We start from the raw sequence: 24266 nt of genomic DNA, 5'->3' as shown, positions 1-24266 counted from the left end.
CACCCCTTGCGAAGTACTGACCGGTAACAAGAAGGGGGCAAAATGAAATTTATCATTGCCATAATTAAGCCATTTAAACTCGACGATGTGCGGGACGCGCTTACAGAAATTGGCGTGGCAGGCATGACCGTGTCCGAAGTAAAAGGCTTTGGCCGTCAAAAAGGGCAGACCGAAGTTTATCGCGGGGCTGAATATACCACCAACATGGTTCCCAAAGTAAAATTGGAAATCGCATGCAGCAGTGAACTGGCTGCACAGGCTGTTGAAGCGATTCAGAGCGCTGCGGGCACGGAGTCGATTGGCGATGGCAAGATATTCGTCATGGGTTTGGATGATGCCGTTCGTATTCGGACCGGTGAAACCGGCGACACCGCGATTTAAACAGGGAAGTTTGATAATGAGAAAAATTCTAACACTATCTGCGGGATTGGCGGCCATGGGGATGGCGTCGCCCGCATTGGCGCAAGAAGTCGTTGAAGTGGCTGACCCGAGCGCCAACGTTGCTTATATTTTTAACACGCTGCTCTTTCTGATTGGCGGTTTTCTGGTCATGTGGATGGCTGCCGGCTTTGCTATGCTGGAGGCCGGACTGGTTCGCTCGAAAAACGTTTCCATGCAGTGCCTGAAAAATATCAGCCTCTATTCGCTCGCCGGGATCATGTTCTGGGTCACAGGTTACAATCTGATGTACACAGATGTCGCCAGCTGGATCGGCAGCTTCGGGCCTTATGGCATGCAAGCCGTCGGTGAAGCCGATGTTGAGACAGGTTATTCGGTAGCATCGGACTGGTTCTTCCAAATGGTTTTCTGTGCGACCACAGCATCGATCGTATCTGGCACGATTGCTGAGCGGGTCAAATTCTGGCCCTTCATGATCTTTGTCGCGATCCTGACCGGCTTCCTCTATCCGATTACCGGTAGCTGGGAGTGGGGCACAGGTTGGCTCGATCAACGCGGTTTCAGTGACTTTGCCGGATCCACGCTTGTTCACTCTGTTGGCGGCTGGGCTGCTTTGGCTGGCGCGCTCATCATTGGACCTCGTCTGGGGCGCTATGTGAATGGCAAAATCACGGTCATGCCGGGTTCCAATATCCCGCTGGCAACATTGGGTACGTTTATCCTGTGGCTTGGTTGGTTCGGATTTAACGGCGCGTCACAGCTTGCGATGGGTACGATTGGCGATGTCAGCGATGTATCGAAGATTTTCGTCAACACCAATATGGCTGCTGCTGGCGGTGTGGTGACAGCGATTATCCTGACGCAAATCCTCTATAAGAAGATCGATGTCACCATGGCGCTCAACGGTGCCTTGGCTGGTCTGGTATCGATCACGGCAGAACCACTGACACCATCGGTGCCTGCTTCGATCCTGATCGGTAGTGTTGGCGGGTTAATCGTAGTGTTTGCGGTGCCATTGCTTGATAAGCTTAAAATAGATGATGTGGTTGGCGCCATTCCCGTTCACTTGTTGGCCGGCATCTGGGGCACGTTGATCGTCGCCTGGAACACGCAATCAGAAGTCGACGGTGTCACGCTGAGCGTTGGTGAGCAACTCGGCGTGCAGGCCTTGGGCGTTGTGTCCATCGGCGCCTTCACCTTCGTGCTTAGCGCCATCGTCTGGCTCATATTGAAATTTACCATTGGTGTTCGTCCTTCCGAGGAAGACGAACGACTGGGTATGGATATCGCGGAAGTCGGTGTCGAAGCATACCCGGAATTTGCCAAAGGATAACCAGCTTGGTGCCGGCCATCTCCTCCCATAATTGAGGTCGGCACCTCCACTTGTTCCTCCTGAGAACAACACCTTTACGGCCGGTGATGTGAAAACATCCCGGCCCTTTTTTTGTCCAAATCGGATGAATAGGTCCGATATGTGACTAATTCATCACAAAAAACCTCGCCCTGTCAAAAATACTAGGGAAAACGAGAGTTTCGCCTTCCCATCAATGTAAAATCCGATTTTAATACGGTTGTGGGCCAAAGAGCCTCGGTTGTGAACTTGACCATAAAGGTCATCACAGCAGAACATATTGAGAGGGTTTAGCTATGAAATCAGTAAAATTTGCAAGTCTGTCCGTATTGGCTTTTGCCATGGCATCGCAACCTGCATTGGCTCAAGATTCTGAGGAAGCGGCAGAGGCGGATGATAATATCATTATCGTCACGGCCACAAAACGGGACGCTAATCTTCAAGATATTCCATTTTCCATCAACGCCCAGACAGCGGCGGATATTCAAAAAAGCGGTGCGACCACACTGGAAGATATCTCTCGCAATGTCGCGGGTCTCTCGATTCAGAATCTCGGCCCCGGTCAGAGCCAGGTCGCCATCCGCGGCGTATCGGCGGGACAAATTGTTCGCGACCAGCCTGGTGTGAAAGAGCAGGTCGGCGTCTATCTTGATGAGTCGGTGATCTCGTTGTCGCTGTTTACACCGGACCTTGATCTCTTTGATCTCAACCGAGTGGAGACCTTGCGCGGCCCACAGGGTACGCTCTTTGGCTCTGGCTCTATCGGCGGCACCATACGCTATATTACCAATCAACCCAATTTGAATGAATTGGAAGCTGTTGCCGAGGGAGACATTAATCTCGTGGACGCGGATGATCTGGGATACAGCCTAAAAGGCGCGGTCAACGTGCCACTGATCGCAGATAAACTGGCCCTTCGTGCCGTCGGCTATTACACGCAATTTGGCGGGTTTATTGAAGCCTTGGGTGAAGGCGGAGTGTCCGAGGAAGATGTGAATAGCGGGGAACGCTATGGCGGCCGGGTGGCGCTGACATTGCAGCCAGTTGAAGGTATGACGATCACGCCGCGGATCGTGTATCAGGAAATCAAATCTGATGGGTTCAACCGCCAAGAAGTCTTCAACGTCTTTGCCAATCCCTTCACCACGACCCGGCCGGATATCCAGCTTGGCGAGCGGCAGCAATATCTGTTGCTTGACGAGGCTTTCGAAGATCAGACCATGATTGCGGATCTGACCTTCAATGCTGATCTGGGTACTGTGAACTTTACTGCCGTGACCAGCTATACCGACCGCGAAATTCTGGTCAGCCGCGATGCGAGCGCGTTGACGGGATCGGTATCAATTGATCTGGGTTTCCCTGAGGCAGCGGCACTATTGCCTTCCAACCTGCGGGATACCACCAATCTGTCCCAATATTCACAGGAAATCCGGTTTGCTTCAGATAATGAGAGTCGGTTCCAATGGGTTGTTGGTGGCTTCTATTCTTCTGTTACGCGCGAATATCGCCAACGCCTACCAACTCCGGGATATGATGCCGCACAAACGGCGCGATCAATCTTTCTTGACGGCGATGGCGATCCGGATACCAGCCTGCCATTGCCATCGGTTACGGCAAATGGGTTCGGCGCTGACTCGCCGTTTAACTCCGATTTGGATTATGATATCGAGCAGTTCGCCGTTTTTGCGGAAGCCAGCTTCGATCTTACCGACAGTCTGACCATTACGGCCGGCGGACGCTATTACGACTTTGAAGAAACGCGGATGATTACCACAGGCGGCTTGTTCGCCAACGGTGATAGCGGCGTGGTTGATGTAACGTCATCTGATGGCTTCACACCGCGATTGCTTGTGAATTATGACATCACTGACGATATTTCGGTAAACGCCCAGGCATCGCAGGGCTTTCGGCTTGGCGGGGTCAATGATCCGCTGAATATTCCGTTATGTTCCCCGCAGGATGCGGCGATATTCGGTTCATTTCAGGATTATGACGATGAATCGCTGTGGAACTATGAAGTTGGCGTGAAAGCACAGACTGGCGGCATCACCTTTAATGCTGCGGCTTTTTATACCGATATCAGCGACTTGCAGGTGACACTGGATGCTGGCTCCTGCTCTTCGCGCATCACCTTCAACGTGCCGGAAGCGCATACGCTTGGTCTCGAATGGGAATTGTCAGCAGAAGTGCTGACGGGTCTGGATATCGGATTGTCTGGTTCGATACTTGAAGCGGAGTTTGATTCCACCGTTGTCGACGGCGATGGAAACATATTAGGCGGCGTGGAAGACGGGAACAGGCTTCCTTCGGTACCGAAATTCCAGATATCTGGTGACGCGACTTACAGCTGGCCAATTGGTGCTGGTGAAGCCTTTGTCAGCGCGTCGGCGCAGCATGTTGGCAGCCGGTTTACCCAACCCAGTGATCAGGTCGACAATCCACGCTCTTTTGTATCAGGCCTGCCATTTGGCGGGGCCACAGGCGATGAAGCGACTGTCATTGATCTGAAATTGCCCGCTTATGAACTCGTCAATCTCAGCGCCGGTGTGAAACTCGATAATCAGCTCGATGTAACAATCTATGTGAAAAATGTGTTCGATGAAAATACTTTGTTATCCTTTGACCGGGAGCGCGGTGGTCGTGCACGTACTGCCTTCCGGGTTGGTCAGCCGAGAACATTTGGCTTGACTGTTCGCAAGGGCTTTTAGGCAAGCCACGCGATATATTGAAAGGCCGGTGATGGAAGCATTGCCGGCTTTTTCAAAGGATAGTGAACGCGAGGGCTGTCCTACAGGTCTTGATTCGTGCTAAGGTTCAGCTCCCCGCGGGATCAGGAACTGTCCCGCCATATTGAAAGCAATTGGCAGAGATTGGATTCGATTTCCTGTCGAAATTTATAATGTGCGAATAGTCATGATAGTCTGTAAACTTTGTAAACTTAACAGCTATGCCGCAGAAAATGGCGATTTATCTGTTCATAAAAGATGCTATTAACCTGAACAACTCCTGACAAGAGAGTTCAGTCTCCACTCAAGAGCGATTCCCTAAAAAGGTTTCGCAAGCTCGAAAATAGTTCTCGGGTTATGAGTAAAAGGAAAGTGGAGATGAACACTCTTAAAACAGCAATGATCGGAACCGCTGCCGCAACTGCGATGGCCGTTTCTGCGACACCGGCCATGGCTAAAGATCATGATCGAGATGGGATCAGCGCCGGAGAAGTAATTGCCGGAGCCGTTGTGTTGGGCGGGCTGGCTGCGATTTTGTCATCGAACAAGAAAGACAGATATTATTCGGGCTATGATCGCGATTATCGTGATGGTCGCTATCGCGATGGCCATTATCGTGACCGCCGCTATGGTAAGCGTATCCGTCCGCGCCGTGCTGTAAACAAATGTGTTCGGGCTGCCGAGCGTAAGGCGAGCTATTATGGCCGGGCCGACGTGACCCAGATCCGCGACGTCAAGCGCACCAGCTATGGCTATAAGGTCAAGGGGCGGATCGTGGTAAAAGATGGCTATCGCGGATATCGCCGCAGCTATGACCGGGGTAAGTTTACCTGTTACGTTGAAGGTCGCCGGGTGTCCGGAGTACGCCTGAAAGACCTTAGACATCGTTACTAAGGTTACAGGATATAAGAATATGGTTCAGCCTGGCGACAGGCTGAACCAACTATTTGTGGTATATCACTGGAGTCTAGGGTACAGAATCTAGTGAAACTGGGGGTATGCGTTATGAGTTTTCAAAAGACAATTTCAGCGGCTGTTGCATCGACGGCCCTGGTATTTACCGGATTTGCGCCTGCGATGGCAGCACCGATTAATCCGGCACCGACACCAGCACCTATTATAGATCTAGAGAGCCTGGGTTGGACAGCGAACAGCGACAAGGCCGAAGGCTGGCGTGGTTATCGCGGTTACCGTGGGTATCGAGGTTATCGTGGATATGGCTATGGTCGCGGCTATCGGCGGCACCGCAACCGGGTGGATGCCGGTGATGTCCTAGCCGGTGTGTTGATCATCGGTGGCATTGCGGCCATTGCCAGCGCAGCGTCAAAGAATAAGCGGGATCGCCGTTATGATGATCGTGACTATCGTTATGACCGGCGCAGTGATAGCCGGCGCTATGATGATCGCCGTTCAGATCGTCGCTCGGACAATCGCGGAGATCGCGGTACCGGCTCGATGGATAATGCGATTAACGTCTGCTCCAATGCCGCTGAGCGACAGGCAGGGAATGATGCTCGCGTTTCTGAAATTCAATCGGTTGCCCGCGATGGTGCTGGTTGGCGGGTTGAAGGCGGATTGTCGGGGACAGCGCAAACCACTTTCCTATGCGGTGCAACCGATGGCCGAGTGGATTTTGTGCAACTTGGTAACGGTGAGCTCGCTTTCGCGAACTAAGCTTTAAACAGCAGTGCGACCAAATTCTTGACGGGTGACCGGGTGCGAAGCGCTTAGTCCCCCGTCTACCGCAATCGCCTGACCATTGACATAAGATGATCTATCGGATGCCAAAAATAAGGCAACTTCCGCCATCTCGATCGGATTGGCTCCGCGGCGCAAGGGATTGAGATAACCGAGGCGGTCTTCTTTGCCCTTTTCCCGGGCCTTATCATAGATAAACTGAGTCATACCGGTTTCCGTGATACCAGGGCAAATGGCGTTGCAGCGGACATTGGCTGTAGCAAATTGTTGCGCGGCAACTTTGACAAGATTGATCACACCCGCCTTGGACGCGGAATAGGCAGGACCACCGGCACCGGACCGAATCCCGGCAACGCTGGCCGTGCAGATTATCGAGCCGCCATGGCCGCTATCAGCAATCACTTTGCCTGCATATTTGGCTGCGAGAAATGGTCCGATCAGATTGACGCGCAAGACTTCCTGCCATTCAGCAACGCTGCTGTCGAAGATACCTTCAAAACCACCGCCGATGCCGGCATTGGCAAAAAACACATGCAGGTCACCGAATTTCTGCTCCGCCGCATCGACAAGCATTTCGATATCACCTTCGGATCCGGCATCCGCTTTGATTGCAATGATATCGCCATCAGAGCCTTTGGCCGTCTCTTCCACTTCATCGGTAACATCGCTGGCGATGACTTTTGCCCCATGCTCAGCAAAGAGCAACGCTGACGCTCGACCAATACCGCTGCCAGCGCCAGTGACGATAGCTACTTTATCCTTGAGATCCGCCATGCTTTCGCTCCTGTTCGTCTGAGTTATGCGCCAGCGCGTTTTGCCGCTTCCCATCCGGCCTGTGCCAATGGTGTTACGCGGTCTGACATTTCAGCAGCCGCTGCGCTATTTGCTGTACCATCTACTACACGCTTCTGGATGCCCTGCAAAATTGCGGCAATCCGGAACAGGTTATAAGCGAGATACCAATCCATAGGCGGCAGATCATCAATACCGGATTTCTGGCAATAGCGGGCGATGGCCTCTTCGCGGGAGGGAATGCCTAGCGCTTCCAGATCAACACCTTTCAATCCGCTGCGGCCTTCCGGTTCCATTTCATAGGCCATCAGCCAATAGGCAAAATCTGCAATCGGATCGCCTAGTGTGGAGAGTTCCCAGTCCAGTACTGCTATAACTTTGGGTTTGTCATGCGCAAAAATCATATTGTCGAGACGATAATCACCGTGAACAATTCCAAAACTCTTTTGCTCCGGAATAGTCTTTGTCAGCCATTCGATCAGCTGATCCATTTCTGGAATGGTTTCAAGCTCGGACAATTTATATTGCTGTGTCCAACGGGAAATCTGCCGTTCGCAATAATTGCCGGGTTTGCCATGTTTCTCAAGGCCCAGTTCTGTAGGATCATAGCTATGGAGAAGGGCAAGTGTATCTATCATTTCGTGATAAATCGCGCGTCGGTCATCAGGCTCCATGCCTGGCAATGTACCGTCCCAAAGTGTACGTCCGTCAGCCATGCCCATGATGTAGAACATGGTGCCGATGACATCATCATCGTCGCAGAGACCATAAGGTTTCGCGACAGGAAACCCTGCTGGATGCAGCCCAGCAATGACCCTGAACTCCCGATCGACAGCGTGCGCCGAAGGCAATAGCTTGCCAAATGGTTTCTTGCGCAGAACATAATCCGTGCCGGGGGTTTCGATTTTGTAGGTGGGGTTGGACTGACCGCCTTTAAATTTTGTAATATCCATGGGCCCGGTAAAGCCGTCGACATTCTCTTCCATCCATGTTGATAGACTGGCTTCATCCAGCTTATCTTTGTCTGGCACCGCCATTGTACCAGTCATATCTTCTTGTGGGTTCATCTTGGTCGGTCCTCTGCCTTAAACTATCCAAATGTAATGACGGAGCGCGCCGCATCACCTTTTTTCATTTTTTCAAAGCCTTCGTTGATCTGTTCCAGTGAGATCGTTTCGGCAACAATGCTATCCAAATCCAGTAGCCCACGGAGGTAGAAATCGACCAAGCGCGGAATATCAACCGGGAAGCGGGTCGCTCCCATCAACACGCCTTGCAACTTTTTGCCAGCCAGCAGATCCATGGCACCAAGGCCAACTTTGTGATCCAGCGGCATCATGCCAAGGATTGTTGCTGTGCCTCCGCGTTTCAACGAGCCAACGGCGAGTTCGCCTGATCCAGGACGCCCTACGGCTTCGATGGCATGGTCGACACCGCCTTTTGTTTTGTCGATAATCTGCGCGGCCGCATCATCAGCAAGTGCATCAACAACATCGGTTGCACCGAGTTTCAACGCCAGTTCCCGTTTTTCAGGGATCGGATCTGCGGCTATTATACAGCCAGCACCCGCTATTTTTGCGGCATTTATCGTCGCAAGGCCGACTCCGCCACAACCGACAACTGCAACGGTCTCCCCGGGCGTGACATTACAAGCGTTAAAGATTGTTCCGGCGCCCGTTGTAACCGCGCAACCAATGACCGCTGCACGATCAAGGGGCATGTCAGGGTCAATGCGAACACATGCGTGTTCATGGATCAGCATCTGTTCGGCAAAAGCAGATAGGTTGAGCATTTGGGCAACCGGCGATCCATCGGGGCGGCTAATGCGCGGGTTATCATCTGGAGCACGTCGTGTATCGGCCCCAAGGCACAACGACATACGACCCGAAACGCAAAATTCGCAATGCCCGCAAAAAGCCGAAAGGCAAGATATGACCGCGTCCCCAACATTAACTGTGCGAACTTCACTACCAATCGCTTCGACAATACCCGCTGCCTCATGCCCCGGAATAGCGGGCAATGGGTGTGGATAGCTACCGTCAATAAAGTGCAGATCGGAATGGCATAACCCACAAGCCGCTGTCCGGATGAGCACCTCATGCGGTCCCGGCTTTGAAATACTTACTTCTTCTATTTCGAGCGGTTTACCCGCCTCAACCAGGACTGCTGCTTTCATAAAACGGATCCCCTATTATCGCGTAACGGCAAGGTCGCCCGAGGAAATTTCATCCTTCATTTTGCTGCCTTCAGCGGTTTCGGCATATTTGCCATATTCCATTTTTGCGATTGTCCGATTGTGGACTTCATCAGGGCCATCTGCAAGGCGCAACGTGCGCTGATGCGCATATGCCTGAGCCAATCCAAAGTCATTGCTTACGCCGCCCCCGCCATGGGCTTGAATAGCATCGTCAATGATTTTCAGTGCCATGGTCGGCGCCTGGACCTTGATCATAGCGATTTCGGCTTTCGCATATTTGTTGCCGACTTTGTCCATCATATCAGCCGCTTTCAGGCAAAGCAGTCGGCTCATATCGATGTCGATCCGCGCACGCGCCACACGTTCGTCCCAGACGCTATGTTCAGAAATGCGTTTACCAAAAGCAACACGTGACTGCAGACGCTTGACCATTTTCTCGAGCGCTTCTTCTGCCACACCAATTGTACGCATGCAGTGATGAATACGGCCAGGTCCAAGACGACCCTGCGCGATCTCAAAACCGCGACCTTCGCCCAGGATGATATTGGAAGCAGGAACGCGAACATCCTTCATCTCAACTTCCATATGTCCATGAGGTGCGTCGTCATAACCGAATACTGGCAAGTGGCGGATGATGTTTACACCGGGCGCGTCGGTCGGCATCAATATCTGGGACTGCTGCGTATAGCGGCTGCCTTCGAAGCTCGTTTTACCCATCACAATGGCAATTTTACAGCGTGGATCACCCAGTCCAGATGACCACCATTTCCGGCCATTGATAACATATTCATCGCCATCGCGCACAATTGCGGTTTCAATATTGGTAGCGTCTGAGGACGCTACCGCTGGTTCGGTCATCAAAAACGCAGAGCGAATTTCACCATTCATGAGCGGGCGAAGATACTGCTCTTTCTGCTCCAACGTTCCATAGCGATGGAAGACTTCCATATTGCCGGTATCGGGCGCAGAGCAGTTGAATACTTCCGATGAAAATCCAACGCGGCCCATTTCTTCGGCGCATAAAGCATATTCCAAGTTGGTGAGGCCAGGCCCCTCAAATTGGAAAACATCATCAATATGCGTAAGGTTGGGGTTTGCAGGCGGCATGAAAAGGTTCCAGATGCCTTTTTCTTTTGCCTTTGCTTTTTCCTCTTCGACAACCTGGAGCACTTTCCAGCGGTCTCCAGACTCATCTTCTGCTTTATAGTCGGCCACGCGGGGACGGACGTGATTGTCGATATGCTCGCGCACTTGATTGCGCCAATATTCCTGTTTTTCTGTGAGATCAAAATCCATGCGCGCATCCTTTTTCGAAAGCATTTCAATTTAACTATGCAATTAACTTATCAGAGCATCCTTGGCTTTGCCACAGGGAAACTTGTCATTGGGATCAGATTTATTCTGCAGCCTGATTATTCATTACCATTTTGGCTAATCGGTTTTCATGGTCTTTCTCGCCGAGAGGGAACTTGGTGTAGGCCCATGCCCCGATTAACGCGATAATAGTTGCCAGCAAAACGTAGATCAGTGCCAAATTATCCACTATCGCCGGGTCTACTGATCCCGGTGTAGCGTTTTTTGGCATATTGATGAATGAGATGATTTGGCTGGCGAGTAAAATACCAATGCCATTGACCACTTTTTGCATGAAGAACATGCCTGAAGAAAACAGGCCTTCGCTCTTGTTACCTGTTTCAAACTCATGCTGATCCGTGACATCGGCTATCATCGACATCGTTAAAATCATTGCTGAAATACTCGACGCGGTGGCAACCACCAGAAGAGTGAACAATACTGGCAGCATACGTGAATCTCCTGGGGCAGGAAATAAGTCTACCATCCTCAACCAATAAGGCGCTGTACCGATAAAAAGAGCGCCAAGCGTCAGGAACGAGGCTGCCTTTGCTTTTCCGAGCCGTTTAGAGATTGGCGTCACAACTAGAAAAGCCGTAATCGCAGCTACGAAAAGAGTGAGCGAATAGGCAGTAAAATCAGGCTGGCGGAACTCCCAGACGTGCGTAAACAGGTAAGGTGACAGAGCAAAAACAAGCCATTGATTAGTGAATGCAAAAACGCCAGCCAGCATGAGTAGAAGGAACGGCCGATAGCGAAATGTTTCCATGATCTGGCCAAAAGTTTCTGCGGTAGGTGGATGAGTTTTCGTGCTGCGATAATCTCTCACAACGCGCTTATGTGTGCCAATTGCTGAAATCAGAACAGCCGCCAACATGATAAAGGCACCAAGAATTGCGTAATTTTGGTAGCCATCTTTATTGAGAAGGCCGACCGGGTAATTTTCGCTGGGTACGAGGAAAATAGCATAAGCTATGAACATGATCGTCAGACCTCCTGCCCATCCAAATAGAAAGCGGAAGCGCATTATGGCGGTGCGGTCGTGATAGTCTCGGCTAAGCTCAGGTAACAAAGCCAAAGCCGGAACCTCAAAGGCGGAAAAAGCCATACGCACCGCCATGGCTACACCAAAGAGATAAAGAAATGTCATCGTCGGACTTGTTTCTGGTGGGTGCCATAAGAATACCCATGCGATCACAATCGGAAATGTCGCTCCGTAAAGCCATGGATGTCGCCGACCGATGCGTGTCCGTGTTCGGTCGCTCATTTGCCCAACCGCTGGGTCGATAAAGGCGTCTGCAATCAGAGCTAGGGCAATAGCCAGACCAACCAGATCAGCGCTGAGGCCTACAACCTGCTCGTAGTAAAATAATAGAAAGGTGGCAAAACCGTTATCTTTAATCCCATAAGCAATGGAGCCCGATCCATAAAGCAGTTTGGTTTTTGTCGGGAGAGGTTGAGCGATACTCATTTCATAGACTCCGGCAGCAGGGCATCCAGCAGACCGGGCATTTCTGGATCCCAGCTCGCTTGAGTGCCAACCAGCAGCCCTCCGTCGACGAGCAAATGAGTGCCGGTTACGAAACCAGCCGCATCCGATGCAAAGTAAGCGACAGCCTCGGCAATGTCATTTGGAATACCAGGGCGCGCCACTGGTTGAACACCTGCTGCCACTTGTCCGAGAGCGGTATTGATATGATTTTTCTCGTCGCTATTGGCGCCGAGGGTGGTTGCAAAAATATTGGTTTGGATAAAGCCCGGGCAGATTGCATTCACCCGGATTTTATACTGCGCCAATTCAGCAGCGGCTAGTTTGGTGAGATGCAACACACCGGCTTTGGCTGTCGAATAGGCAATGGGACCGAAGCCCGCTTGAAAAGAACAAACCGAAGCTGTGTTGATGATCGCCCCGCCGCCCCGTTTCTTTAAATGCGGCGCAGCGTGGCGGATACCCATTGCGACTGATTTTAGCAGCAATGCCATAGTAAAATCCCAGTCGTCGCCGCTTATCTCATCAATTGCGTCGCGCGGTCCGCCGGCACCGGCATTGTTGAAAACTATATCTATCCCGCCGGTCTTCTCAACCGCATTATCCATCAGCGATTTGATTTGGTCTTCTTGGGTCACGTCACATTTTTGAAAATGAAAGTCGTCGCCCAGTGAAGACATCATCGCCGTGCCTTCATCGGCGTCGATGTCACCCATTACAACTTTGGCGCCTTCGCGCAAAAACAGATCTACAGCGCCGCGACCAATGCCGGACGAACCACCCGTTATCACGATGGTTTTGCCTTCAAATCGCATCCTCGGCACTCCTGTTTTTTAGGTATTTTTATCTTCAGAACATAGGCCTATCGCGAATTGACCGTCAATTGATTCCGATAGTTTATTAGCCTACCGCTACGGAATCGGCGGCATAGCGCTGAAGCGATATATTTTTTCCTATTTCCGGTAAGGCCATCATTGAACCTTGCGGCGGACCTATGATAGTCAACGGTTAATTGAGCAATTAAAGGAATCACCATCATGTCCGATCTCGAAAGTTTCCGCGAAGAAACTGTCGCTTGGCTGGAAGCCAATTGTCCACCTGAAATGCGCCAACCCATGGTGGATGAAAGCGATATTTGCTGGGGTGGTAAAAACCCGACCTTCAAACCTGGCCAGAAAGAATGGATGGATAAAATGGCGGCCAAAGGCTGGACCGTTCCGGACTGGCCAAAAGAATATGGCGGCGGCGGATTGTCACGGGCCGAAACCAAAATCCTGTTGCAGGAAATGGGGCGCCTGAAAATTCGTTCGCCTTTATCGAGCTTTGGCATCTGGATGCTTGGACCTGCGCTGCTGCATTTTGGTAGTGAAGAACAGAAACTACATTTTCTGCCGCCAATTGCACGTGGTGAAGTGCGTTGGTGTCAGGGCTATTCGGAGCCTGGTTCCGGTTCTGATCTTGCCTCGCTGCAAACCTCTGCAGAAGACAAAGGCGATCATTATTTGATCAACGGTCAAAAGATCTGGACCAGCTATGCCGACAAAGCTGACTGGATTTTCTGTCTGACCCGGACCGACAAAACGACCAAGCATAAAGGCATTAGCTTTATGTTGTTCGATATGACGAACGAGGGTGTAGAGACGAAGCCTATCGTGTTGATCTCCGGACAATCGGCATTTTGTGAGACGTTCTTTACTGATGTCGAAGTACCCAAAACATATGGCGAAGGTGTGTCATCGGTGGTCGGTGAAGTGAACCGTGGCTGGGATGTTGCCAAATATCTGTTGGGACATGAGCGCAGCATGATTTCCGGTGACGGGTCTTCTGGTGCGACATCATTGGGCTCCAAGTTCGCGGATCAATATGGCCGGGACGAGATGGGCCGGCTGGATGATCCGATGCTGCGCGCGCAAATGGCAGAGATGGATATCGACGTGCTCGCTTTTCGCGCCATGGCCGAACGTTTTGGTGATACATTCAAAGCCAATCTTTGCCATCCTGCCCAGCCCAACATGATGAAATATGCCGGTACAGAAATTAACAAGCGGCGCCATGAACTGATTATGTCGGCGGGCGGTAGTGAAGTTCTGGAATGGGAGAGTGATGCATCCAATGGCGGGCTGACTGCTCGTGGTTGGCTCCGAACAAAAGCGAACAGTATTGAAGGCGGTACCAGCGAAGTGATGCTGAATGTCGTTTCTAAACAGATATTGCAATTGCCCAACGCCTGATCGCGCTGGCAGTGAAACAACCATATTAGAAGGATCCAAGCGATGCCGCTTTACTTGAATGACGACCAGAAGATGCTGCAAGACAGCGCAGCGGATTTTATGAAGGGCGAAGGCAATGTCGCTCATTTCCGTGAATTTCGTGACAAGAACTGCAAGGATGGTTTTTCGCATGCGCTGTGGAAGCAATTTGCGGAAATGGGTTTTACCGGAATATTGGTTTCCGAAGATGAAGGCGGTCTTGGTCTCGGTCATACCGAAGCTGGCGTTGTGCTCGAAGAAATAGGTCGCAATCTCACCCCGTCGCCATTCCTGACCACTGCCGTTGCTGGCGTAGAGGCCCTGAATGCTGGCGGCAAAGCGCTGCGTGACAAATATTTCCCGGGTATCTTGTCCGGCGACAGTGTCTTGGCACTTGCCATTGATGAGGGAGCCAAACATCGCCCCGATCAAATCGCTATGGCGGCTACGCGAGCAGGCAATGGTTTTAAGCTGGATGGCAAGAAGCAATTTGTTGTGCAAGGTGGTTCGGCCGATACATTGATTGTTGCGGCGCGGACCAGTGGCAGTGCGGGCGATGATAAGGGCCTGACTCTCTTTGCAGTTGATACCAGTGTTGGTGGCTTGTCCAGAGACAGTGTCCGTTTGGTCGACAGCGCTATGGCGGCCCATGTCGAATTTGATGGGGTGGTTGTTGACGCTGACGCGGTGATCGGTGAAGTTGACGAGGGCGGCGCGGTTCTGAAACGCATGCTCAATGCTGGCCGGGCAGGGGCGGCTGCGGAAACCCTTGGTGTCGGCGCGGGCGCTATGGATATCACCGTAGACTATATCAAAGGCCGCAAACAGTTTGATACGATTATCGGCTCGTTCCAGGCGCTGCAGCATCGCACCGCTCATCTTTACAGCGAGATGGAAATTGCCCGTGCAACCGTATTGAAGGCACAGCAGATGCTGGACGAGGGCTCGTCTAAAGCAGAAATGATGGTTTCGGTTGCCAAGGCGAAAGCGGGCAAGGCGACATCGCTCTCTGTCAAGGAAGGCGTGCAAATGCACGGCGGTGTGGGGATGACGGATGAATATGATATCGGTCTCTACATGAAGCGCGACCGCGCGCTGGCCGAATTCATGGGTGATACCAATTATCACACCAATCTCGTTGCCGAAATGCACGGTTATTAAAGGTATAATATGATGGATTTTAACAAGCTATTCTCTCTTGAAGGCCGTGTTGCTTTGGTTACGGGCGGTCACCGCGGTATTGGACGGATGATTTCTGAAGGCTTTCTGGCTCAGGGCGCGAAGGTCTATATTTCTGGCCGAAAAGCCGATGCCTGTGATGCCGCTGCGGCGGAAATGGGCGACAATTGTGTTTCCGTTCCCGGTGATGTCAGTACCGTTGAGGGCTGTCAGGCGTTGGCCGCCGAAATTGCCAAACATGAGACAAAGCTGGATATTTTGATCAACAATGCCGGCGTCGCATGGGGTGAGGAATATCTTAGCTTTCCGGAAGCCGGCTGGGACAAGGTGATGGATACCAATGTCAAAGGCCTGTTCTTCCTCACGCAAGCGCTGCATCCACAACTGAAAGCCGCAGCCAGTTTTGATCGTCCAGCAAAAGTCGTTAACATCGCCTCAATCGATGGCTTTAGAGTTAACCCATGGGAGACCTACAGCTATCAGGCGTCCAAAGCGGCGGTTGTTCATCTGACCCGCAAGATGGCGTCCAAGCTGGTGTCTGATGATATCATCATGTCCGGGATTGCGCCGGGTGCCTTTGCATCAAATATGAACAAGGCGGCACGTGATCATGAAGATGCGGTTGAAAAAGGCATTCCGGCGAAACGCATTGGTCGGCCCGAAGATATGGCCGCTGCGGCGATTTACCTATCCAGTAGTGCCGGTGACTATGTCATTGGCACGACCTTGATCGTTGATGGCGGTGTGGTGAACGCGTCCAATCCCGATGCCTCGATCCAGCCCTGATAAGCTCTCTTGACCTGGCCTCTCCATACTGTATTATGCAGGCAATACAGTATGGAGATTCCTGATGACCAAGACCTATTTGGCCGCGCTGGCCGTTATTCCGCTGACCCTATCGGCCTGTTCTGTTTCTGATGAAGGGGCGAACGAGGGGCAGGGCGACGACGGATTTGAAATGTCGATCGATTTAGACGGTGAGGCTGGTGACAAAGCCGACAGCATCAAAATTGGCGGCAGCGACGAAGATACCAAATTCTCCATCAAGACAGACGGTTTTTCTATGGACGTGGATTTGCCGCAGATATCGCTCGACAGTGATGATATTGATTTGAATAATGTCGCGCTTTACCCGGGTACGAAAGTCACTGCTTTGAACGTTGAGGATAAAGATGGCCAGAGCGGTAAATTCATCCTGCGTTTTGATGCTCCCACCGGCGCCGATAATCTCACATCCTGGTTCGAGCAAAAAATGGCAGAGAAAAATTTCACTGTCGCGAAAGACGGCAATACGCTGTCTGGTAAAACGGATGAAGGGGATCCTTTCCTGCTGGAGTTGACCGCCGCTGGTTCTGATCGAACGACGGGGAAACTGGAATTTTCTGAAACGAAATAGGCGTCGATATTCTCGATTTCCGGGTACAAGTATTTACACAATTTCGTGAAGCTATTCAGCTTGTTGCCAAAATGCTATGCTATGGTCAGGGGACATAAGATAGCAGGAGTGGGACAATGCGGAATATGACCAAGAAATTGAAACTGAGTGTGGCAACAGCTTTGCTGGCAGTACCATTGTCCGTGTCTCCGATTTTATCCGCCCCGGCACAGGCACAAGGCACCGGCGTCAAGAGCTTGCTCGGCAATGCATCCGATGGCGCGCTTGATAAATTGTCGCAGCCGGGCGCCTTTTATGCCGACAAAGCGGTGCGGGTATTGCTGCCCGGTCCCTTGAAAAACGCCACCAGTATATTGCGCTTCACCAGCAAGGCTGGCCTGACCAAGGATATCACCAAAAGCCTGAACGACGCAGCCGGCAAGGCGGCGCTTGAGGCCAAACCGGTTTTCCGGTCCGCCATCGATAACCTGACTTTGACCGACGGCGTCGGTATCGTCACAGGCGGCGGCACGGGCGGAACAGACTATCTGCGCAGGACATCTGGCGAAGAGCTGGCCGTCAAGATCCGCCCGCTGGTTGAAAAAGCGCTCGGCGAGGTCGGCGCTTATAAGCAGGTTGAGAGGCTTGGTTCGCTTTCCGCCTTGTCTTCGCTGGGCGGGCTTGATCTGTCGCGCGATGGATTAACCGATAGCGTCACCGAACAGGCTTTGGATGGTATTTTCTCTTACATCGGCGCTGAAGAAACCAACTTCCGCAAGAACCCTTGAAAAAAGGCAAGAAGTTGCTCGACGGCATTTTCTAAAACCATCCCAGTTGCAAATCATGCAACTAATACATCTCCGTTTTCAATTGAAACTTAACGGTTTGGCGACCATTTCCTGACTATCAGTTAGACAGGAAAAGTGATGTTTGATTGGCGTTTTTAAAACAGGAGATATCTCATGAAAACGCTTTTCAATATAGTAGCCGCCCTGACCGTTAGCAGCATCATCTTGATGACTACCGTTCAGGTCTAATACTTAATATTCTTTCAGTCTCGGTTGCCGCTCCTCCTCCCGATAGGCAACGGGACTGTTGCGACGGTCCGGCCCTTTCAAATATCCCCCTCCCGAAAGGCCGGACCAATCGCATTTTTGCCGTCAACCGTGCGCACCACCGAATGTCATGCCTCGGAAATCGTTTCCGGACGAAGAAACCCCAACATGTGCGGTATGTAATCCACCTTGCCAAGCTCGACTTTCTCGCTGCGCAATATGGCATATGCGGTCATGAGGTGGAAATAAAACTGGGCGAGCGTCCAGTCGCGGGCATATTGTTCCGCCGTCAGGTCAAATATCATGCCGCTGGGAAGTTCATGCACAATGGGTGCGTCCGGATCGGCATCCAGCGCGTCGGTGACAAGACCCTCCAGTAAATCCAGAGCCTCATGAATCCGTGCTTGCGCCTCTGCAAGCGAACCGGGCTTATCAATGGCATCACGCCCTTCATCGACCAGTTGATGCAGAGATTCCGGAAAAGCTTCTCCTCTTAAGCGATAAATAGGTTCCTGGGCCTGTACACAGACAAACCGGATCTGGGTCGATAGCGGAAACATATCAGGTGCCAGCCGAGCGGCCAGCAACGCTTCGGCATTTTCCTTGGGCATCTGCGCCTCTGCCTTTTTCAACCAGCCGGAAAGTGCTTTTAACATTTGGACATAGGTGGGGACGAGGAGCTTTGTTAATGACATGGGGGTCCTTTGATTTGAAATGATGATAATCGGTGCTGACAATCATTCCTGCCATCAGCGCCGCTGAACCGGTCGAAATCTATCATTGCGCGGCCTGTGTAGGAAAGCGGTTTCGATAGTCTGGCCCTGTGAAAGGGATTGTCCACAATCCGATAACTGTTTTTCCACAAGAAAGATCAGCATCTGTGGATAACTGGGCTTTTGCCATTTGGAGCGACTCGCAAACCCGTGTCATATACAAGTTATCGGACGGAGTTTGAATGGAACCGGCGACCAGTCAGCAATGACCCGCTGGAACGATCTAAAGCCTGAAGATAATCGAGACGAACATAGTGTTTTTCGCAAGAAAAATAAGATGATCTTTCGATTGATGATTGGAAAAAATCCGTGAAGCAAAGGCGCAAGCCGGAGCAGATCAGATGGACGACAATCATCGGGTGACTGGACCAATATCGGGTTTAAACCGAAACATGATTGCGCAAGCGATGATGCGGAAAACCAAAAACCATTAACGATATTGGCCCGGAAACCGGACACCGGAACTGCGGATGTTGAAATCGCAAGAGGACGATATCCCTAATCAGGTGCAGTGGGAGCCGAAATCCAAATTCGTTTGGAGATCGGCTCCCATTTTTTTTGCCATCGACCGAGGCGGTGCGATGTGTACGCTTTCCTTTCAAGCCGGCGACAAGATCGAACCACTTGTGCCCCTGCGCAGGCAGGGGTCCATCTCGGCCTCGTCACTGTTGCGCAGCAGGAATATTGGACGGCACTTTCCAGCTCATATCAACGCCCCACTTTCTGTCAGTCATTTTTGCAGAGACCGGGAGATAGGCCCCTGCCTGCGCAGGGGTACAGCGTTTATATCCCCCGGTCCTGGGTTTACCCGTATCACGACTTTGTACCCCGCGCAGGCGGGGGTCCATCTCCATCGCTTCACTTTAGCGCGGCGCGGATATTGGACAGTGCTTTCTGGTCCCTTTCCGCGCCCCATTCCCGTATTGCCTTTTTGCGAAGACCGGGAGATGGGCCCCTGCCTGCGCAGGGGTACGTAACGACGCTTGCCTCCCTGCGCCTCTTCATTCGGTCGCACCCATATGATCTTCGATCATCGCCTCGACGTCCGCGATCGTCGCGCATCGTTTGGCGAAATCGTCGCACATTTGCAGAAACGCCTCCTCGTCCACTTCCTGCCGCTGCCAGATGATTACATTCGGCCTTTCCAAATGTTCGGTTTTGGCAACCGCGCTTTGTTCGAGGCTATAGGCCTCGGCCGATACTGTTTCTGCTAGCGCCCCATCATAATCAGCCACGATGTCCCAGCGCGGTCCGGCATAATAGACGGCCGCATACATGATCCGTGCCTTCGCTCCGCTCACCTTCGACGCGCGCATGGCTTCGTAGAACATCCGGTGGGTTGCTTTCCATTCGCGGGTGCGAATGTCGCAATACCAGTCATGAACCACAGAGGCTTTGCGATAGCGGCCGACAAACGGACTGCCGAGAATCGACCACGCAAATTTCGGAATTGAGGCGCCGTCCACCCGCACATTTGCCGGCACGCTCCATACCCGCTGCGCCTTGTCAACAAAGGCAAAGCGGTTCAGCAATGTCATGATCCGCCCGTCCTCATCCCATTCAAAGCGCGGTCGTCCGGTATAATGTGCCATGATCGTCCTTTCTCCACCCCGTTCTGTCGCCCGCGAAGCCGTTATAGCATGTTTTACCGCTAAAATTGTCCGACAGTGATTATCATCACATCGTCGTGCAGAATCGCTTGCTACCACCCTATTGCGATGCCGCTTAATTCGCAGACAGTTGCGGGGGGCGGCGGCATCGCACCACTATCTTGAAGCCTTAGGGCTTTCGGGTGGTAACTTCCCTTTGGGACAGCCCGGTTTGGGCATTCCTCTGGAAGCTCGATGGTAAAGCGACCCAGCCATCGAGCTTCTTAGAGAAAGCCTTCAATTAAATCCTTATACACGAGCGCTTTACCAGTTTTCTGCCGCTTTGTGAGTCCGATCACACTAAATTTATTTTTTTCGGTTAAACAGCCCTTACGGTCGTTAAGCATCACGCGATGACACCGTAAAACAGGGAGAGTCCGGCGGCAAAGCGACCCAGTCGTCGGGCTCTTCTTTTTGCTATCCAGCGCTTAAATTTTTCCCGATATGACGTTTATCCGGGCCTTAAGTTTACAAAGTGTACAACCCTCATTTCCTGTCCGCCTCAATATCATCGGCCGCCAGGCTTACCGCGCTGGATGCCATGATGGTGGAGAGAAAAGCCGGGTCATCCATGGCAACTTCCCGGGTCTTGACCTGCGGATGCTTGGCGGTGATCTCCGCGGCTTCTTCGGCAAACATGCGCCAATATTCGACGTCCTTGCCATCGCCCCAATCCACTTCATGCATCGGTCCGTAGATCTTCTCCTTTTCCGGTGCGTCAGAATAATAGGGGTCCCTTGTCCGAGCGGCGGCGCTCTCGGGGTCGGCCTCGGCTTCGGCGGATAATTTGTCATCATGTTTACTATTGCTTTGGCGCAGGCACTCCGCCTCCACTTCCTGCACCGTCGCTTGGGCTTCGGTTTCTGCAATAATATCTACAATCTCGTCCGTGGTCGGTTCACTGATCAGGGGACTGGTATCGGTTTCTGTGGCAATCGCGTCGAGCATCTCGTCAAAGCGTGCTGCGCCGCGGCTGACCGAAATGCGCTCCGCCATCCGGTCAAGTCGCGCGATATGGGCGAGCAACAGGCGATTGTCATAGCGCCGCTTTGTACCGACAACCTCTCCCTGATAGTAGACCTCCTCTTCAATCCCGTTTACCGCGCGGTCCTGCAGCGCGTCGGTGGAAACATCCCGTCCAATCAGCAAGGCCGCATCCCATGCCCGCGAAAAATCTATGTTACGCCGCCTGAGACTATAAGCCGACGTGCGAGAGCGTTCCACAAAGATCGCCGCCGATCCGACATGCCCGCAATTGGCCAAAGCTTCGAGAAACTTGACGCGGATTTCGGGCGTCCAGCCGTCGTGGCGGGTAGCGCGGGCTGGCTTGGCGCGTGGTGCATCATTTGGTTCATTTGATGCCTCTACGCTCTCGTTGTCCCCAGCCCCACCATCATCGCCATAGCGCAAATGCAGTGTTTCTCTCTCGCCATCAGGGGCGGGAGCGGCGAAAGGGTGCTGATCCGGTTCCTGCCCCGCCAATTCGCCGCTATTGTTACCGCTGCGCCGCTGCTTCTTGGCATTACGCGCAAAATCATCTTGAAAACCCATGGTCTATTCCTTTCTGGTTCCACAGCTGCGTCCAATGCAGATATGGTTTGTTGAAAGAGAGATAATAACCTATTTGGTGTTTTGTAGGAAAGCGGTTTTAATAAACCCTCAGGGCGGCCCCGCTACCTGATCAGACTCACAGCTATAATCAGCAGCAATGTATAAGCCAATATACCAGCCAATATGCGCGGCAGGCTGAGGGTCTCACCGAAGGTGGCTTTTGCCATTGTCGTCGCTTGCTGCATCAACTCTGGCCAGGTGTAGGACACGAAATCGCCCTGCGTCATGATCGATTGCAACTTGTCGTCATTGTCGACAATTGGCAGGCGGCGAAAGCGTTCGTTGGACATGATCCGCAGCCAGTCGTTCAGGTCATCATCCGCTTTGGCCGTTCGCACAGAAGACGTCATGATATCCCCGACCTTGGTCTTCTTGGGATCACGCCCTTCGGCGATCAGGCGTTTCATGATATCGCGTTCGGTCATCATGCCCAGAATATGGTCGCTCTTATCCACTGCGATGATGGAACCGTAATTTTTGTCCGCCATTCGCTTGACCGCATCCAGGACCAAGTCATCCGGGTCACAGGTCAGGGGTTTTGGTTTGGTGGCATATTCTACGCGTTCAGCAATTTTCATCATCGCATCTCCTTATGATATTCTCGGTATCGTCTCTTAAGCTACGTAAAGTCTCTTAACCAACGCTGTGCAGCGGATATCGGGCTTTCCTGATTAGAGCTCCCCCGGTTTCATTCCTTGCAACGCGTTTCTCGGCGATAAGTTGCATGTCAAAATAGCGGATGTGGCGGGAGTTTATATATGCCCATTCGGGCAACGCGGTGCGGCTTACCACCACCCGGTAATCTCCATGGCCAGCATCACAAAGGCGTAGCCGAGCAAGCCGTATAGCAACGTGCGGAACACCGGATAGGGGATGCGGGCTTGCTGCGGGTAGCCTTCGGGGTAGATGATTTCGACCATCTCGCCGATCACCGGCTTGGGAAAAGGCATATAAAGCTTGTCACGCACCTCGATAAATGTGCCGTGTTCGTCGGCAAATCGGAACACTGGCTGGTAAACCGGCGCGCCGTCTTCATAGCGACGATCGTGGCGGACAATTTTTGCAGGCGCACGGCGGACAGGGTTGCGCAGAAACGGCAAATCACTGCGCAACGCCAGCGCTATTCCCGTTACCGTAAGGGCCAGGCCGATCCAGAGTATGATTGTCTCGATGACGCGGGGCTAGCATTGTTTTTTCGGGTTGTTAAGCCGGTCATCGCGCCGCCGTTTTCGCCCCTTGCCATCCGCAATCATTCTGCTAAGTGGGTTTCATAATGCAACGGAGATTGCATATGGTCTCGCACGACATATCAGGGGAAACCGCCATGACTTTATTTCGCATCGCTATCTATGTTTTCGGGCTGATCCCGCTTTATTACGGCGTTACAGGCATCGTCTTAGGTGCGGCACAATTGATGGCCGGGGAACCCTTTACCCCAGCGATGGATAATCAGTTTCGCTATCTCTCCGGCGTGTATATTGGCATTGCAGCGATGCTATTTTATGCCGCCGGCGATATAGTGGGACGGGCATCCGTGTTTCGCCTGGCGGTGCTGGCCGTGTTTATCGGTGGTTTGGGCCGGGTGGTTTCTTACCTGAGCATAGGCGCGCCGCCCGCAGAGATGGTTGGCGGCATGGTGCTAGAGCTAATCGCGCCCGTCTTTATTTTGTGGCAGGCGAAGGTGATCAAAAGCGCGTGATCGAGCGGCTCAGCGGTACGTGCGTAAACCCGCTGATTTGACGAGGGTTTTCGAAAGCTTCAGGACATTATCCGACGATCCCGTTCTGATAGACGGTTCGTCGCCGGCCGTTGCGGACGACACGCTTGGCGGTCAGTTCCTGATTGCGATAGGGTTCGCGGTAAGACACGTGAACCCAGCCGCTTGCCGGCACGCCGCGCTCGTAAAATTCCAGGATCAGCTGGTCATAGTTGAGCCGCCGTTCCATCCACTGGCAGATACGCAGGTTGTCGATACCGGCAATTTCGAAATCCGCCGCTTCGCCCTTGGCATGTTGCGAACTGCGAGAACCACGGATGGCGCGGTTGACGGCGGGCGAGCGATAGCCTGAAGAGATCAGGACCGGGCGATTATAATTCTCACGCACCGGCTCCAGCACCTTTTCGCAGAGCAGTTTCAGCGCTGCGATCTCCGCCGGTCCGGGCGTGTTGTCGAGCATCAGCCGCGTGGCCGTCTGCGATTGCGTAAACTCGCTGAGATGGAAATTCGGGCTGAGTTTCATGGGCATCATTGTGCGAGCGGGGGAGTGACCGTGTCAAGGGCATGGCCCACAGACGGTGCCAAATGCGCTGCCCACAAGATGCGTCATCCTGAACTTGATTCAGGATCCAGGTTGATGGTCGCATGTTGCT

General features: G+C 52.4%; 23 protein-coding genes. 11 read left to right on the top strand and 12 right to left on the bottom strand.

The annotated features are described in order from the left end of the window. The first annotated feature begins 42 nt into the window (after positions 1 to 42). From J4G78_RS05145 to J4G78_RS05125, 5 genes are all read left to right on the top strand, one after another. Positions 43 to 381, top strand: a complete 339-nt coding sequence (locus tag J4G78_RS05145) for a P-II family nitrogen regulator (protein WP_207989074.1) — start codon at positions 43 to 45, stop codon at positions 379 to 381. 16 nt (positions 382 to 397) lie between these two features. Further along, the gene (amtB, locus tag J4G78_RS05140; RefSeq protein WP_207989072.1) at positions 398 to 1732 is read left to right on the top strand and encodes an ammonium transporter AmtB; all 1335 of its coding nucleotides are present in this window, start codon (positions 398 to 400) and stop codon (positions 1730 to 1732) included. A gap of 314 nt (positions 1733 to 2046) precedes the next feature. After that, positions 2047 to 4458 carry a TonB-dependent receptor gene (locus tag J4G78_RS05135; RefSeq protein ID WP_243457232.1) on the top strand — a complete coding sequence of 804 codons (2412 nt, stop codon included), beginning with the start codon at positions 2047 to 2049 and terminating at the stop codon, positions 4456 to 4458. 396 nt (positions 4459 to 4854) lie between these two features. After that, complete coding sequence (locus tag J4G78_RS05130) at positions 4855 to 5370, top strand: hypothetical protein (protein ID WP_207989070.1); 516 nt, start codon at positions 4855 to 4857, stop codon at positions 5368 to 5370. A gap of 111 nt (positions 5371 to 5481) precedes the next feature. Further along, positions 5482 to 6150, top strand: a complete 669-nt coding sequence (locus tag J4G78_RS05125; protein WP_207989068.1) for a hypothetical protein — start codon at positions 5482 to 5484, stop codon at positions 6148 to 6150. A 3-nt stretch (positions 6151 to 6153) separates the two neighbouring features. Here J4G78_RS05125 and J4G78_RS05120 read toward each other — a convergent pair whose 3' ends face one another. From J4G78_RS05120 to J4G78_RS05095, 6 genes are all read right to left on the bottom strand, one after another. Further along, a complete protein-coding gene (locus tag J4G78_RS05120) occupies positions 6154 to 6948 on the bottom strand; it encodes an SDR family NAD(P)-dependent oxidoreductase (protein WP_207989066.1) in 795 nt (264 codons plus the stop codon). 23 nt (positions 6949 to 6971) lie between these two features. Next, positions 6972 to 8033, bottom strand: a complete 1062-nt coding sequence (locus J4G78_RS05115) for a phosphotransferase family protein (protein WP_243457231.1) — start codon at positions 8031 to 8033, stop codon at positions 6972 to 6974. A 23-nt stretch (positions 8034 to 8056) separates the two neighbouring features. Next, positions 8057 to 9142 carry a Zn-dependent alcohol dehydrogenase gene (locus tag J4G78_RS05110; protein WP_207989064.1) on the bottom strand — a complete coding sequence of 362 codons (1086 nt, stop codon included), beginning with the start codon at positions 9140 to 9142 and terminating at the stop codon, positions 8057 to 8059. A gap of 15 nt (positions 9143 to 9157) precedes the next feature. Beyond that, positions 9158 to 10459 (bottom strand): acyl-CoA dehydrogenase family protein, encoded by a 1302-nt coding sequence (locus J4G78_RS05105; protein ID WP_207989062.1) that lies wholly within the window; start codon positions 10457 to 10459, stop codon positions 9158 to 9160. Between the two features lie 100 nt (positions 10460 to 10559). Then, positions 10560 to 11987: an MFS transporter gene (locus J4G78_RS05100; RefSeq protein WP_207989061.1), complete on the bottom strand. Its 1428-nt coding sequence runs from the start codon at positions 11985 to 11987 to the stop codon at positions 10560 to 10562. Then, positions 11984 to 12820 carry an SDR family NAD(P)-dependent oxidoreductase gene (locus J4G78_RS05095; RefSeq protein ID WP_207989059.1) on the bottom strand — a complete coding sequence of 279 codons (837 nt, stop codon included), beginning with the start codon at positions 12818 to 12820 and terminating at the stop codon, positions 11984 to 11986. The genes J4G78_RS05100 and J4G78_RS05095 overlap by 4 nt, the downstream gene beginning before the upstream one ends. 222 nt (positions 12821 to 13042) lie before the next feature. Here J4G78_RS05095 and J4G78_RS05090 point away from each other — a divergent pair, with 222 nt between their 5' ends. The 5 genes from J4G78_RS05090 (at position 13043) to J4G78_RS05070 (ending at position 17596) form a co-directional block, all read left to right on the top strand. Further along, positions 13043 to 14236, top strand: a complete 1194-nt coding sequence (locus tag J4G78_RS05090) for an acyl-CoA dehydrogenase family protein (RefSeq protein ID WP_207989057.1) — start codon at positions 13043 to 13045, stop codon at positions 14234 to 14236. Positions 14237 to 14278: 42 nt separating this feature from the next. Then, on the top strand, positions 14279 to 15415 hold the full coding sequence (locus J4G78_RS05085) for an acyl-CoA dehydrogenase family protein (protein ID WP_207989055.1): 1137 nt from the start codon (positions 14279 to 14281) through the stop codon (positions 15413 to 15415). Positions 15416 to 15427: 12 nt separating this feature from the next. Continuing rightward, entirely contained in the window at positions 15428 to 16219 is a 792-nt protein-coding gene (locus tag J4G78_RS05080) for an SDR family oxidoreductase (RefSeq protein ID WP_207990425.1), read from the top strand. A gap of 64 nt (positions 16220 to 16283) precedes the next feature. Beyond that, positions 16284 to 16829 (top strand): hypothetical protein, encoded by a 546-nt coding sequence (locus J4G78_RS05075; RefSeq protein WP_207989054.1) that lies wholly within the window; start codon positions 16284 to 16286, stop codon positions 16827 to 16829. A 116-nt stretch (positions 16830 to 16945) separates the two neighbouring features. After that, a complete protein-coding gene (locus tag J4G78_RS05070; RefSeq protein WP_207989052.1) occupies positions 16946 to 17596 on the top strand; it encodes a DUF4197 domain-containing protein in 651 nt (216 codons plus the stop codon). Between the two features lie 395 nt (positions 17597 to 17991). On the opposite strand, the gene J4G78_RS05065 is transcribed toward J4G78_RS05070, so the two are convergent. The 5 genes from J4G78_RS05065 to J4G78_RS05045 form a co-directional block, all read right to left on the bottom strand. Continuing rightward, positions 17992 to 18558 (bottom strand): DUF1993 domain-containing protein, encoded by a 567-nt coding sequence (locus tag J4G78_RS05065; RefSeq protein ID WP_207989050.1) that lies wholly within the window; start codon positions 18556 to 18558, stop codon positions 17992 to 17994. Positions 18559 to 19637: 1079 nt separating this feature from the next. Next, positions 19638 to 20228, bottom strand: a complete 591-nt coding sequence (locus J4G78_RS05060) for a DUF1353 domain-containing protein (RefSeq protein ID WP_207989048.1) — start codon at positions 20226 to 20228, stop codon at positions 19638 to 19640. A gap of 543 nt (positions 20229 to 20771) precedes the next feature. Beyond that, complete coding sequence (locus J4G78_RS05055; RefSeq protein WP_207989046.1) at positions 20772 to 21836, bottom strand: hypothetical protein; 1065 nt, start codon at positions 21834 to 21836, stop codon at positions 20772 to 20774. Between the two features lie 122 nt (positions 21837 to 21958). Continuing rightward, complete coding sequence (locus J4G78_RS05050; RefSeq protein ID WP_243457230.1) at positions 21959 to 22477, bottom strand: CBS domain-containing protein; 519 nt, start codon at positions 22475 to 22477, stop codon at positions 21959 to 21961. Between the two features lie 204 nt (positions 22478 to 22681). Then, positions 22682 to 23008 carry a DUF3592 domain-containing protein gene (locus J4G78_RS05045; protein ID WP_207989044.1) on the bottom strand — a complete coding sequence of 109 codons (327 nt, stop codon included), beginning with the start codon at positions 23006 to 23008 and terminating at the stop codon, positions 22682 to 22684. A gap of 212 nt (positions 23009 to 23220) precedes the next feature. On the opposite strand from J4G78_RS05045, the gene J4G78_RS05040 reads away from it, so the two are divergent. Continuing rightward, on the top strand, positions 23221 to 23595 hold the full coding sequence (locus tag J4G78_RS05040; protein WP_207989042.1) for a DUF4345 domain-containing protein: 375 nt from the start codon (positions 23221 to 23223) through the stop codon (positions 23593 to 23595). 67 nt (positions 23596 to 23662) lie between these two features. Here J4G78_RS05040 and J4G78_RS05035 read toward each other — a convergent pair whose 3' ends face one another. After that, positions 23663 to 24136, bottom strand: a complete 474-nt coding sequence (locus J4G78_RS05035; protein WP_207989040.1) for a D-Ala-D-Ala carboxypeptidase family metallohydrolase — start codon at positions 24134 to 24136, stop codon at positions 23663 to 23665. Positions 24137 to 24266 lie beyond the last annotated feature (130 nt).

The organism is Parasphingorhabdus cellanae, assembly GCF_017498565.1.
GTDB lineage: Bacteria > Pseudomonadota > Alphaproteobacteria > Sphingomonadales > Sphingomonadaceae > Parasphingorhabdus > Parasphingorhabdus cellanae.
This window is presented reverse-complemented; position numbering and strand designations above follow the sequence as displayed.